We start from the raw sequence: 13,294 nt of genomic DNA, 5'->3' as shown, positions 1-13,294 counted from the left end.
AGAGCCGATGCGTGCGCGGCTAGCGCTCTTGCCACCTGTTGGTGATGGGTAGGCGCCTGTCGCGTCCGAACGCAAGTGCCGTCACCTTAGGTCCGAGGGGGTACTGGCGGCGCTTCCATTCTGCTCTGTCGACGAGACGAAGAACGGTGTCAACGACCTCGGGGTCAAACCCTCGCGCCAGCAGTTCGGGCCTGCCTTCAGCATGCTCGACATACGCGTCGAGCACTTCGTCAAGGAGTTCGTACGGTGGGAGCGAGTCCTGATCGGTTTGCCCTGGGCGCAGTTCGGCGCTCGGTGGCTTGGTGATGGAGCTCTCGGGGATCGGTGGAGTTTCACCGAGGGATTCGGCGCGCGCGTTTCGCCAGCGTGCGAGGTCCCAGACTCGCGTTTTGTCGACATCCTTGAGCGGAGCGAATCCACCGATGGAGCCTGCATCGTAAATCGTGGCGTAGCCAGTGGCGAGCTCAGACTTGTTCCCAGGGGCAATCACCAGGTGGTTTTCGCGGTTGGAGATACCCATAAGGATCACGCCGCGCACTCGGGCCTGAAGATTCTCCTCGGCAACCCCTTCTAACGCCAGCTGCTGCTGAAAGGCCTCGACGATGGGTGCGATGGGCTGGACGCGGTAGTGAGCGCCCAGGCGCTTGGCTAGGTCCTCGGCGTCGTCAAGAGAGTGCTGCGACGAATACTCGGAAGGCATCGCCACACCGGTGACATTCGCGCCTCCGATGGCATCCGCGGCGATCGCCGCCGTCAAAGCGGAATCGATGCCGCCAGACATGCCTAGCACCACGGACGTGAAGCCGGTTTTCGTGACATAGTCGCGCAGTCCAGTGACACACGCGCGGTACACCTGCTCGTCGTCGCTGGCGAAGTCGACCACGTCCGATTGCTGGCCACTGGTACCTGCCTGCGGAACGTCCCAGGTGACGAGCGCATCTTCGAAGCCCGGGGCATTGGCCATCCATGAGCCGTCGGCGTCGACGATGAAGGAGTGTCCGTCAAAGACCAGGTCATCTTGGCCGCCCCAGAGGTTGACGTATGCCACAGGCGCGCCCACTTCTTTGGCGCGCCGCCGCACCAGATCAGTGCGGATGTGTCCTTTGCCTTCCTCAAAGGGGGAACCGTTGAGGACCGCCAACACGTCAATGTCAGCATCGGCGTACTGTGACACGGGGCCGCCGTCCACCCAAATGTCTTCACATACGGCGACACCGACCCGGAATCCGTTGACGTCCACCACACATGGTTCGTTGCCCGTGCCAAAGATGCGACGCTCGTCAAAGACGCCGTAGTTGGGAAGATGATGCTTGGCGTAGCGGTGCGTCACCACACCTCCGTTGAGGACTGCGGCTTCGTTGAGCGGGCGCCCCTCGGAATCGGTTCCCAAGGACCCAACGATGACGTGCAAATCCCCAAGGCCCGCGGCAGCCAGATCCTCGGCGAGGGTGGTGACTGCAGCGGCGCTGGCGCGCTGGAATGACGCACGCAATGCGAGGTCCTCGATGGGGTATCCCGTGATCACCATCTCTGGAAAGAGCACGAGTTCCGCGCCCCGTGTGTGAGCCTCGCGGCACGTCGCTTGCACAAGGCGTGAATTACCAGCAATGTCGCCCACGCACGCGTTGACTTGGGCGAGTGCAATCCGCAGCGTCGTCATGGCAGTCATCGTAGTGCGACCGGCCGTGCTCACTGTTCGTCGGGCACGGTAAAAACCACGCCTCGATACTCGTGTCGAGGCGTTACACAAAAGACACATGTGTAGGGCAGGATGGGCCTATGGATAAGCAACAGGAATACGTGCTCCGCAGCGTCGAGGAGCGAGACATTCGATTTATCCGACTGTGGTTCACTGACGTGCTCGGCGTACTTAAGTCAGTCGCGATCGCGCCAGCCGAGTTGGAGAACGCGTTCAACGAGGGCATCGGCTTCGATGGCTCTGCTGTTGAGGGGCTGACGCGCGTCTACGAGGCAGACATGATCGCCAAGCCCGATCCGTCGACGTTCCAGATCCTTCCGTGGCGTGGAGCCCGGCAGGGTGCTGCCCGTATGTTCTGTGACATCTCCACTCCTGACGGCGAGGCGGCACTGACCGACCCCCGCCAGGTACTCAAGCGCAACCTCGACAAGGCATCGGCGCAGGGCTTCACGTTCTACACGCACCCTGAGATCGAGTTTTACCTGGTCGAGCCACCCGAGAGCGGCCAGCCGCCCAAGCCAGTTGACAAGGCTGGATACTTCGACAACGTTCCGCGTGGCACCGCACACAACTTCCGCCGTGAAGCGATCACGATGCTCGAGTCCATGGGAATCTCGGTGGAGTTCTCGCACCACGAGGCAGGGCCCGGACAGAATGAGATTGACCTCCGCTACGCAGACGCCTTGTCGATGGCCGACAACATCATGACGTTCCGGACGGTCGTCAAGGAAGTGGCCCTGGAGCAGGGTGTCTTCGCTTCCTTCATGCCTAAGCCACTTGTAGACGGACCTGGCTCTGGCATGCACACGCACCTCAGCCTGTTCGAGGGCGACAGCAACGCGTTCTACGAGCCTGGAGCAGATCACCAACTCTCACCGACGGCGCGCCAATTCATCGCAGGCCTGCTGAAGTACGCTCCGGAGATCACCGCGATCACCAACCAGTACGTCAACTCGTACAAGCGCCTCTGGGGAGGCGCGGAAGCGCCCTCGTTTGTGTGCTGGGGTTCGAACAACCGTTCCGCACTGGTTCGCGTGCCCACCCACAAGCCAGGCAAGGGCCAGTCCACTCGTGTGGAGTACCGTGCGATGGACTCAGCGGCGAACCCGTACCTTGCCTTCTCCGTACTCTTGGCTGCTGGCCTCAAGGGCATCGAAGACGGCCTCGAACTGCCAGACGGCGCTGAAGACGACGTGTGGGAGCTCAGCCCCGCCGAGCGTCGCGCAATGGGATACGAGCCACTGCCTGCCTCGCTCTCCGAGGCGATTCAAGTGATGGAGAAGTCCGAACTCGTCGCCGAGACACTTGGCGAACGGGTCTTCGACTTTGTGTTGCGCAACAAGCGGGCCGAGTGGGAAGCGTACCGAGCGCAAGTGACGCCCTACGAGCTCGAACAGTACCTGCCAGTCCTCTAGGGGCGCCGGCCCATGAGTTCACGCGAGGTTTCACTCGCTACGCAGTTGCGCCGTGCGGGAGTCATGGAGACCGCTCGCGCAGAACAATTGCTGGACACGCTGACTGAGGTCACCGGGGAGTCCTGGGAGAACGTAGCGCCGGTTCTTGCTGTGGTGGCAGATCCTGACGCCGCTCTCCTCCAGGTGTTGCGTGTCGCGGAGGCTGCGCGAGACGAAGGCTACCTGCAGGATTTTCTCGACCTGCGGGAAGCAGGCTCAGGGGTCTACCTCGGCAAGCTCCTGGGCGGTTCGCTGGCACTTGGTGACTTCTTGGTGCGTCATCCCGAGTTCATCGCTGATTGCGCAGGTTGGTCGGCCACCGCGCCGCTGTCCGACGTCGATGTCCGTGCCCGGCTCTTGGAGGCAGTGGGTGCTTCGCCTGAGGACGCGGCTCCGGTGGCATCTGTGCATGGTGACGAGGGCGTCGTCGCGATGCGCATTGCGTACCGGCGTGAACTCATGCGCATCGCAGCGCGAGACCTCTGGAACCCCCAACCTCAGGAGATCTTCCCCGAGGTGGGGGAGGTGCTTGCCGACCTTGCGGGTGCCGCGCTCGAGGCTGGTCTCGCCGTCGCGCGAGCCAACGAACCCGCCCACGCCAAGACACGCTTGGCGATCATGGGGATGGGCAAATGTGGTGCTCAGGAACTGAACTATGTTTCCGACGTAGACGTGATTTTCGTGGCGGAACCCGGCGAGGGTGCGACGGAACAGGAATCAATCACAGTCGCGACGCGTCTTGCCGCGGCAGCCGCCCGCACATGTGATCGCCCTGCCGCGGAGGGTGCGCTGTGGGAGGTCGACGCCAACCTGAGGCCCGAAGGTAAAGACGGCGCTCTTGTGCGCAACGTCAGTTCGCATCGGGCCTATTACGAACGATGGGCCGAGTCGTGGGAGTTCCAAGCACTCCTCAAGGCGCGCACGATTGCCGGGGACCGGGAAGTCGGACAGCAGTACCTGGACTCCGTGTGGCCGATGGTGTGGACTGCTGTCGAGCGAGACGGCTTTGTCACAGGTGCACAAGCGATGCGGCGCAGAGTTGAAAAGCACGTTCCGGCCGAGGTCGCGGATCGCCACATCAAGCTAGGCGCGGGTGGCCTGCGTGACGTGGAGTTCACAGTGCAGCTACTGCAGTTGGTCCACGGTCGCCATGATGAGAGTCTCCGCACGAGGGCAACGCTGACGTCACTTCACGCGCTTCGCGACGGCGGCTATGTGGGGCGTCCTGATGCGGCAAAGATGGAGAAGTCGTACCGCCAGCTGCGCGTATGGGAACACCGCCTGCAGTTGCGCCGTATGCAACGCACGCATGTGATGCCAGACGACGACCACGGCAACCGAGTTCTTGCGCGAGCCTCAGGGTTCACTTCGGTTGACGCCATGATGGAAGCGTGGCACGACACGCGCCGCGATGTCCGGGCAATGCACTTGGACATGTTCTACAGGCCCATTTTGCCGCTGGTCGCGTCGCTGAGCGCTGACGAGGCTCGGCTCGACGACGATGCCGCGCGCGACCGTCTCGCGGCTGTGGGATTCCTCGACGCCACTGCGGCCCAGCGTCACATCGCCGCCCTCACCGGGGGAGTATCGCGCCGAGCGTCAATCCAACGTCAATTGCTTCCGGCAATGATCGGGTGGTTCGCGGAAGGTGCGGACCCGGACGCCGGGCTCTTGGCATTCCGGACGTTGTCCGAGCAGCTCGCGGACACCCAGTGGTACCTCAAGCTGCTGCGCGACTCCGGCTCGGCCGCAGAGCGTCTAGCACGACTATTGTCGACGTCGCCTTACGTCACCGATGCGCTACTCGCGTCTGCAGAACACGTCACATGGCTCGACAACGATGCAGATCTAGCGCCCCGTAGTTATGAGCGACTGTGGAACGAAGCGAACGCGATCCTTTTGCGCACGCAGGATCCAGACCACGCGATTTCCGCGCTGCGGGGATTGCGACGCCGTGAACTCGCGCGCGTTGCCGCCGCAGACACGCTAGGGCTCATTAACTCCAGCGAAGCAGCAGCATCGGTCACTGATTGTGCTGATGTTGCCGTGGAAGGCGCACTGAGGATCGCGCGTTGGGAGGTCGCCCACAAGGCTGGGCTCGATGACCTCCCGATGGAGTTCGCCGTCATCGCGATGGGTCGCTTTGGTGGCGGTGAAATGAGTTACAACTCCGATGCGGATGTCCAATTTGTTTGGCGTGGCACCGCCGAGGGCAGCCAAGCCCTCGCTGTGAAAGTAGCGCAACGAGTGCGTTCGTTACTACAGAACGTGTCGAGCCAGCCCGGGCTCGCGATCGATGCTGACCTTCGTCCGGAAGGACGCAATGGTCCACTTGCACGTTCACTCGCCAGTTGCGCGGAATACTACGGGCGCTGGTCAGATCCGTGGGAAGCTCAGGCTTTGCTCCGTGCACGCCCGTGTGCTGGAGATCCTGAGTTACGTCAGGCGTTCACGGAGATGATCGATCCCGTCCGGTACCCCGCAGAGGTCTCGGAAGCCGCGCTTCGTCAGATGCGCACGCTGAAGGCGCGCATGGAGTCCGAGCGGCTTCCGCGTGGCCTCGATCCCAAGCGTCATCTCAAGCTCGGCCCTGGGGGGCTATCCGACGTTGAGTGGTCCGTGCAACTCCTGCAGCTCCAGCACGGGCGCGAGGTAGAAGGCCTGCGCACCACGCACACGCGCGATGCTCTCGATGCTGCAGTGGATGCCGGTCTCATGAACGCGCAGGATGCAAAGGTGCTGACCAACGCATGGGTGCTGGCCACGGACTTGCGGGGCGCCCTGGCGCTTCGGGGCAAGGCTCGCGAGGGTGATGTCTTGCCTGGCGACCCACACGAGCTTGCGATCCTCACCGAGATCCTTGCCATACCCGACACTGGTCTCGAACTACGCGATCGCTACGAACGGACCACGCGCCACGCTCGTACCGTGATGGAGCGAGTGTTTTACGGTTGGGAGACTGACGAGTGAACGCGTTCAGGACTCTGATCTCTGCACTGTGCATTCTGGGTGGAGCGCTGTTGATCGTGGGATGGGCCGTGAGTTCAGTTGCCGTGAAGTCGGTCGAGGACGGCAGTGCCATCTCGAGTATCGCCGAGAAAGCCTGGGCTGTGCCCGGGGTGGTGACGGGGATCTCGACACAGGTACAAGATCAGGTCCTGGACACTCTCAGTGACCGAGGCTTCAATGCCGCTGCGCTGGGCGTCGACGATGACATCCGGTCTGCCGTGGACAGCAGCGTCCAATCGGACCTGTTCCAAGAAGCGTTGGTGGCGGAAGTCGAGAACGCTGAGTCGGAGTTCTTGGTGGCATTGACCGCCGAGGATCGCCCCAGCGCTCCGTTCAATGTTGACGTCGATGTGTCATCGGTCATCAACGAACGTATTGATGACACGGAGTACCTCGGCGACGTGGCGCCTGATGTCGCGGTGCCAGCGGCGAGTGTTGAAGTGATGAGCGCCGAGGCCGTCGACGGTGCCCGCGCTGGCTACGCGTCGATGGTGTGGCTTGCGGCGTGGGGGTTATGGCTTGGTCTGGGACTCCTGGTGCTCGGCATCCTCGTCTCGCACCGACGCCGGTGGTTCATCGCCAAAGCTCTGATTGCTGTGGGGGCCGTCGCGTTGGCGTTTGGGCTGATCGTGCGCTACGTCTCCCCGGAGACAATTCTGCTGTTCCTGCCGGGTGGTGAAGGGGGAGTCCTCGGAGGAATGTGGCAACAAACAGTGACGGAGGACAGTGCGGATTCCATTGCCCAACGTTCACTATTGATCGGTGCGGGCGCGCTTGTCGTGAGCGTTGTCGTGATGCTTGTGGGGCGCGTTTTTGGCGGACGGCGCTAGCCTGGTACCACGTGGACTACGGAAGGCTCTTTTGATGAAATACCTGCGGATCGTTGTATCAGCGTTTTTAGTGGTGCTGGGTTCGATGGTGTTGGTGGCCTGGGCACTGTCGCAAAAGGCTGCAGAGAGCATCGAGGAGGGCACCGCCGCGGAGAACCTTGTGGTCAAGGTCGTGGAATCGGAGCAAACAGCCGAGGTCATTGCGAACGGCCTGATTAAAGCACTGGATGAGCAAGTCGATGGACAGGCAGGCACGCTCGCTCTCAACCTCCTCGATGATCAGATCTATGACTTGACGGTTGACCTCGTGCAGTCCGAGCAGTTCCAGAGCGTGTTGCTGTCGAGCGCTGACCGCGCGCAGAACTTCCTTCTCAGCGAGATTTCTGACCCTGACCGTGAACCTGCGCCTTTCGGCATCTACTTGGACGTCGGCGACCGCCTCAACACGCGCATCGACGAGATCCCAGTGGCAGGCCCATTCATTCCTGAACTTGAGATCGACCCAGTCGAGGTAGAGCTCATTCCCGCGGATACGTTTGAGGACGTGCGCACGGGTTACCAGGGCCTTCAATGGGCCGCGACGTGGTTTATCTGGATCGGGTTGGCGCTCATCGCTGGCGGCATCGCCATGGCACCCAAGTGGAAGCGCTTCTTGCCACGCGCGCTGATTGGCGCCGGCGGCATTGGAGTCGGCATCGCGTTGACGCTGAACTTCTTTGGGCCCCGCACGATTGCGGCCTTTGTGCCAGGCGGCCGCGAGGGCGGTGCGGGAACTCTCGTCGAGGACGTCATCGCGGACACCGCACTGAAACCCGTCACGAACATTCTTCTGGTCTTGGGCCTCATTGCACTCGCCCTTGCGCTGGTGTTCTTGTTGCTCCTCAAGTTCGTGCCTGGTCTCGATGGCGACCGTCCAGTCGAAGGTGATGCTACGGTAGGCGAACCTGACGAGTCCACGGAGCCTACGGCTGTGAACGCTGGTCCCACATCAGAGGCGTCGGCGCCCGTTGCTGACACGAAGGAACTTGAGACGTCGGCTCACACCGATGGGGCCACCACGCCTGAATCGCCTCGGGCCTAGCGCCGCCTGTCCGTAGAGACGGTGCTACGGAGTGGGTGCTACGGAGTGATGGGGCTATGGAGTGGAGGGGCAATGGAGGTGCTGCTGCGCTGAACGAGAGCGTAGGGCAAGCGCTCCACCACGGCCTCCACGCCCTCGCCAGCGAGCTCGCTCAAGACTAGCTCTGCTACACGTTGGCCCTGCTGTTCGGGGTACTGATCGATGGTCGTGAGGCCAAAGAAGTCGGCGAGGTCATGGCCGTCGACGCCCATCACGGAGAGATCTTCCGGCACGGAAAGCCCGAGGTCGCGTGCAGCGAGAATCGCTCCAATGGCCATCTCGTCAGAGGCAGCAAACACTGCGGTGGGATGGACGTGAGGGTCCGCAAGGAGCTGCTTGGTGGCCTCATAGGCTCCCGCGATGGTGAAGTCTGCGGTCCTCACGAGTAGCGGATCTGATTCGATTCCGGCCTCCGCTAGCGCAGATTCGTAGCCGGCGCGCCGCGTCGCGGGCATGGCAAAGTCACGTTCGAACTCGGCGTCACCCGTGATGTGGGCGATCGCGGTGTGCCCGAGGGACAAGAGATGCGTGGTGGCGTCGTAGGCCACCGCCGTATCGTCGAGGCCCAGACTGTGGACCCCGTGAACGGGCCCGCCCAGGCCCACCAGGCATCGGCCCAACTCCCGGAGTGCCTCTCGTTCTCGCTCGTCCAACTCAAGGTTCACGGCAATGAGCGCATCGCAACGCTGGCGACGCAAGATCTCGTCAAACAGGCGCGCACGTCGTGCGGTGCCGGGCTCATCCACGTCAAGACCGTTGGCGGCAGGCAGGTGGTAGAGCGTGACGTCATACCCGGCATCAGCCAGCATGCGCTGAGCTCCCTTGAGGACGGCCATAAAGAACCAACTGTCGAGGTCGGGCAAGATGAAGCCGATATTGCGGGTGCGGCCCGACGCGAGGGACGACGCCGCGGATGAGACCACGTAGCCAAGCTCCTTGGCCGCTGCCTCAACACGCTCTTTGGTAGCGGGGGAGACGGACGACTTTCCTGCCAAAGAGCGGGACACCGTCGCAGTGGACACCCCGGCGAGATCTGCGACCCGTTGAATCGTGGTCATCTGCAGTCTCCTCGGGGCGTCGTGTACGGACTAGCTCCTCAGCCAGACCGTGGTGTCCGGTGGAATCGTATCGGTAATGGGCATGGAACTGAGCAGTACCTCGCCGTCCGGGAGGGCCAATGACGCACCGGGATCGACCGCGCTATAGACCGAGACATCGCCAATCCTGAAGGCCACCACACCATCCGGGACGTCCTCAATCCACTGCATGGTGCCCGTCGCCAGATCGTTTTCGCGACGTAGCGCCAGCGCCAGCCGGTACATGCTGAGCGTGGACGTTGGGTCGTCGATCTGCTGATCGCGTGCCAATGTGGCCCATTGCTCGGGCTGCGGAAGCCACGAGTCCCCAGTGGGAGAGAACCCATACGCGGGGGCATCGGCGTTCCAGGGAAGCGGCACGCGGCAGCCGTCGCGGCCGTAGCGTTCACCTGCTGTGCGCGCAAAGGTTGGGTCCTGGCGTGCCTCGTCGGGAATCTCGATGGCCTCGGGCAGGCCCAGTTCCTCGCCCTGGTAGATGTACGCGGAGCCGGGGAGGGCGAGCATGAGCGCGGTGGCCGCACGCCCACGTTGCAACCCGACTGCGGTGTCCGGCAAGGGCGTGGTTGAAGGGCCGATGCCGTGGCCTTGGGGATTGTCGATCGTGAGGGCGAGTCGGCTCGAATGCCGTACGACGTCGTGGTTGGACAGAACCCAGGTGGATGGTGCACCGACGGCAGAGAACTCCGCGAGTGATTCATCGATCACTTGCTTGAGCGCGGCGGCTTCCCATGGCGTTTCGAGGTAGGCGAAGTTGAATGCTTGGTGCATTTCATCGGGCCGCACCCACTTTGCCATGCGTGACAGTGGGACGACCCAGGCCTCAGCGGCCAAAATCCGGTCCGCGTACTCGTTGACGACGCTGCGCCAACGTCGCCAGATGTCGTGGACCCCGTCTTGTGCCCAGTACGGCGACGAGGGGCCTTCGACACCGCCCATGGAGTGAGCGTCGTCGGAGTATGAGAAGTCGGGGAGTCCGTCTGCCTTGACCAAACCGTGCGCGACATCGACACGGAAGCCGTCCGCGCCGCGGTCTAGCCAGAACCGTAGGACGCGGTCGAATTCTTCAAGGACTTCTGGGTGTGACCAATCGAAGTCGGGTTGGGATGAGTCGAAAAGGTGCAAGAACCATTGTCCGGGCGTGCCATCTGGTTCCGTGACACGGGTCCAGGCAGGGCCTCCGAACACGGACTCCCAGTTGTTGGGAGGTTGTGAGCCGTCGGGGCCGAGCCCGTCGCGGAAGATGTAGCGAGCCCGCTCCACAGATCCTGGTGGGCTGGCCAGCGCGGACTGGAACCATGCATGTTGGTCGGAGCTGTGATTCGGAACGATGTCGACGATGACACGTAGTCCGAGCTCGTGTGCACGCGCCACCATCGCATCGAAGTCATCCAAAGTACCGAACAGAGGGTCGACATCAGTGAAGTCTGCAACGTCGTAGCCCGCATCTTTTTGAGGGGAGACGTAGAAGGGCGACAGCCATATAGCGTCGATCCCGAGTGCCGCCAATGAGTCCAGCCGCGAGGTAATGCCGCGCAAGTCTCCGACGCCATCGCCGGACGCATCTGCGAACGAGCGGGGGTAGATCTGGTAGATGACGGCAGTGCGCCACCACGAGCTCTCGTGAGACGTCATGGGATGGGTTCCTCTCCGTTGAGTTGGCGTCGTTCCCGTACCGTGACAGCGGGCCGGGAGGCGCCTCAGTCGCCTCCTCAATGTAAACGCTTACAAGGTGCTGGCGCAAACTCCACGCGCGTTCGTGTGATGGGAGAGGCAGCCCCCGCATGTGCCGCCCTGAGCTTCACGACGTGCGAGCAAACTCTCCCAGGGGATGCCTGAGTCCATAAAAACTACGTCAATCGGGACTATCGTCCCGCGAACAGTCATCATCTCGACCGTAGATTAGGTCTTGGCGGAGCGGCATCACGGGGACATGGTGCCGCCCGCCGTTTTCATTCCTTGACACGGCTAGGAGGGTGTGGAGATGGAGATCACTGTGAGTGCTCCTGGATCTGCGTTAAGCGGAACCTCCACCTTCACCGTGACCGGTGTCGATGAAATCGACCTGCTCACCTTGGGGCACATGCCGGGGGGAGCGCGCCGTGCGCACGCTAGCCCACCGCAGGATATTGACGTCACAGGCCTTGGGCTGAGAGCCGCGCAAGTCCGCGTTCTGGCTCAGAGTGCCATCCTGGTGCCTGGCGAACACATCACCATTACCGCCGACTATGACCCAGCAGCCATTCTCGACGTGATCCACCACGATGTTCCGGGCTTCTCCATGATTGAGTACCGCGCGAGTGGCCCCCAGCAGTGGCGCGTGACCGTCACCCGGGTCTCCTGCTAGCGACCAACCGGGGCATCCTCATCCAGTCGCGATAAGGCTGGGAACGAGGTCGCGAAGCAGCGCATGTGCGCTTGGGCAGCGCGTTCGCTCTCCACCGTGTGTGTGGGTGTTGTCAATCCCACATGTGGTGACAAGCCTGACCGCTATGCCCTCCCACAATAGGAAAGACCCTGGTGGGGACGACAATCTTGAACGGGCAGTTCTCGGTTCTGGCGCCTGCCGGAACAAGACGCGAGTGGGCTCGTCGTGATGTGGCACGCCGGTGACGTAATCTGTTCTCCGTCCTGGGGCACTCCAGTGCCTCGCCCCATCACACGCCGCGGTGTGCATTGGTCGCGCGCGTGCTGTCCCTCTCAGGAGCCGATCGCAATGTCACGCACAACAAAAGTCGTCATAAGTGTGATCGTTGCGGTCACCGTGGCCGTCACCGCCATCTATTGGTACGCACGGCCGCTTCTCTTGACAGGTACGGGCTATGCGGCGCACAACGCCTGTGCCGTCGACCACGTCGCGGGACGGCAGGACCCCGACAGCGATTTGCCTGAGAACCCACTAGTGCCGGTCATGCGCACCAGCACAGGCGACGCCGCTGCCACAGCATCGGTCCTCGGTGTGTTGGCAAAGCAAACGGCCTGGGCACTCCCCGGATACGGATGCACACTGGCCGGCGACCGCCCTGATGTCCTTCCCACAGCCACCGATGTCACGGCAGACTCCAATCCCTATGCCAGCCTCCCGCTCACGGTAGGAGATGACGCTGACATCACGGAGGCCCTGGCGCACGGCTTCGGTGACGATCTGGATGCGGAGGCCCAGGACGCGCTAGGGACGCGGGGAATCGTCGTGCTCAAAGACGGCGAACTCATCGCGGAGCGCTACGCGGACGGATTCGATGAGTCCACACCTCAGTTGGGCTGGTCAATGACCAAGAGCGTCACCAATCTGATGGTGGGCGCATTAGTTCAGCAAGGCGAGCTGAGTCTTGACGACGACCAGTTGCGTGAGGAATGGACTGACGGGCGTCAGGACATCACCATCCGGCAGTTGCTCAATATGACAAGTGGCCTGGAGTGGGATGAGACCTACGATCTCGGTACTCCGATCACTCAAATGTTGTACGGCGAGGAGGACATGGGAGCCTACGTTGCGTCCCAGGAACTCGCCCACACGCCAGGGGAGTACCTCCAGTACTCGAGTGGCAGCACGACGTTGCTCTGCGATGTCGTCACGAAGGATCGTGGCCTCGCGAACGTGCCTCGCCAGGAAATCTTCGCGCCCTTGGGCCTTGCAGGCGCGACGTTGGAGGCCGATGCCGTGGGCACGCCTGTCTGCAGTTCCTATATGTGGGCGACCCCTCGCGAGTGGGCCAGCATCGGCCAGTTTGCGTTGCAGGACGGAACGTGGAACGACCAGCGTTTGCTTCCCGAAGGTTGGATGACGCAGTCCACCGTGGCGATAGACACCGAGGTCGAAGAAGGCTCCGATGGCTACGCCTTGGGCTGGTGGTCCAACACTCGTCCCGACAGCAGCGTGATCCACGATTTGCTTCCCGAGGACACATACTTTGCCAGTGGTCACGATGGACAGCGCATCACGGTGGTGCCGTCACAGAACGTCGTGATTGTTCGCTTGGGATTCACGCCGGCAGCTGACGACAACCGTGTCGACTCCACCTCCGCAGCAATCCTTGCAGCACTGAACTAGACGGCCCCACCGCGCTGCGCGTTCGCCCCCCCACCAC

9 protein-coding genes are annotated in these 13,294 nt (G+C 62.4%); 6 read left to right on the top strand and 3 right to left on the bottom strand.

Going from position 1 to position 13,294, the window contains the following annotated elements:
• Positions 1-19 precede the first annotated feature (19 nt).
• Positions 20-1,660 carry an NAD+ synthase gene (locus AOP79_RS07075; protein WP_152648056.1) on the bottom strand — a complete coding sequence of 547 codons (1,641 nt, stop codon included), beginning with the start codon at positions 1,658-1,660 and terminating at the stop codon, positions 20-22.
• 119 nt (positions 1,661-1,779) lie between these two features.
• Between AOP79_RS07075 and glnA the strand changes: the two genes are divergently transcribed.
• From glnA to AOP79_RS07055, 4 genes are read left to right on the top strand one after another with little or no spacing between them, the layout of a single operon-like run.
• Positions 1,780-3,114, top strand: a complete 1,335-nt coding sequence (gene glnA / locus AOP79_RS07070) for a type I glutamate--ammonia ligase (protein ID WP_062072033.1) — start codon at positions 1,780-1,782, stop codon at positions 3,112-3,114.
• A gap of 12 nt (positions 3,115-3,126) precedes the next feature.
• Positions 3,127-6,123: a bifunctional [glutamine synthetase] adenylyltransferase/[glutamine synthetase]-adenylyl-L-tyrosine phosphorylase gene (locus tag AOP79_RS07065; protein ID WP_062072031.1), complete on the top strand. Its 2,997-nt coding sequence runs from the start codon at positions 3,127-3,129 to the stop codon at positions 6,121-6,123.
• The gene (locus AOP79_RS07060) at positions 6,120-6,992 is read left to right on the top strand and encodes a hypothetical protein (RefSeq protein ID WP_062072029.1); all 873 of its coding nucleotides are present in this window, start codon (positions 6,120-6,122) and stop codon (positions 6,990-6,992) included. Before AOP79_RS07065 ends, AOP79_RS07060 begins: the two co-directional genes overlap by 4 nt.
• Positions 6,993-7,026: 34 nt before the next feature.
• Complete coding sequence (locus AOP79_RS07055) at positions 7,027-8,073, top strand: hypothetical protein (protein ID WP_152648055.1); 1,047 nt, start codon at positions 7,027-7,029, stop codon at positions 8,071-8,073.
• A gap of 38 nt (positions 8,074-8,111) precedes the next feature.
• Here the strand turns inward: AOP79_RS07055 and AOP79_RS07050 are convergent, their stop codons facing one another.
• Complete coding sequence (locus tag AOP79_RS07050) at positions 8,112-9,170, bottom strand: LacI family DNA-binding transcriptional regulator (RefSeq protein WP_062072025.1); 1,059 nt, start codon at positions 9,168-9,170, stop codon at positions 8,112-8,114.
• A gap of 30 nt (positions 9,171-9,200) precedes the next feature.
• Entirely contained in the window at positions 9,201-10,841 is a 1,641-nt protein-coding gene (locus AOP79_RS07045) for a glycoside hydrolase family 13 protein (protein ID WP_062072022.1), read from the bottom strand.
• A 361-nt stretch (positions 10,842-11,202) separates the two neighbouring features.
• Between AOP79_RS07045 and AOP79_RS07040 the strand changes: the two genes are divergently transcribed.
• Together AOP79_RS07040 and AOP79_RS07035 are read left to right on the top strand one after the other, a co-directional pair.
• The gene (locus AOP79_RS07040) at positions 11,203-11,553 is read left to right on the top strand and encodes a DUF2249 domain-containing protein (RefSeq protein ID WP_161794240.1); all 351 of its coding nucleotides are present in this window, start codon (positions 11,203-11,205) and stop codon (positions 11,551-11,553) included.
• A gap of 369 nt (positions 11,554-11,922) precedes the next feature.
• Positions 11,923-13,257 carry a serine hydrolase domain-containing protein gene (locus tag AOP79_RS07035; protein ID WP_062072018.1) on the top strand — a complete coding sequence of 445 codons (1,335 nt, stop codon included), beginning with the start codon at positions 11,923-11,925 and terminating at the stop codon, positions 13,255-13,257.
• The last annotated feature ends 37 nt before the right edge of the window (positions 13,258-13,294 follow it).

The organism is Demequina sediminicola, assembly GCF_000975055.1.
GTDB classification, from domain to species: Bacteria; Actinomycetota; Actinomycetes; order Actinomycetales; family Demequinaceae; genus Demequina; species Demequina sediminicola.
The sequence above is the reverse complement of the archived record's forward strand: the minus strand, read 5'-3'. Positions and strand labels throughout refer to the sequence as shown.

Bases quoted from the DNA above. Each gene is read 5' to 3' on its own strand.
- AOP79_RS07075 (WP_152648056.1), bottom strand. From the start codon at position 1,660: ATGACGACGCTGCGGATTGCACTCGCCCAAGTCAACGCGTGCGTGGGC.
- glnA (WP_062072033.1), top strand. From the start codon at position 1,780: ATGGATAAGCAACAGGAATACGTGCTCCGCAGCGTCGAGGAGCGAGAC.
- AOP79_RS07065 (WP_062072031.1), top strand. From the start codon at position 3,127: ATGAGTTCACGCGAGGTTTCACTCGCTACGCAGTTGCGCCGTGCGGGA.
- AOP79_RS07055 (WP_152648055.1), top strand. From the start codon at position 7,027: ATGAAATACCTGCGGATCGTTGTATCAGCGTTTTTAGTGGTGCTGGGT.
- AOP79_RS07050 (WP_062072025.1), bottom strand. From the start codon at position 9,170: ATGACCACGATTCAACGGGTCGCAGATCTCGCCGGGGTGTCCACTGCG.
- AOP79_RS07045 (WP_062072022.1), bottom strand. From the start codon at position 10,841: ATGACGTCTCACGAGAGCTCGTGGTGGCGCACTGCCGTCATCTACCAG.
- AOP79_RS07035 (WP_062072018.1), top strand. From the start codon at position 11,923: ATGTCACGCACAACAAAAGTCGTCATAAGTGTGATCGTTGCGGTCACC.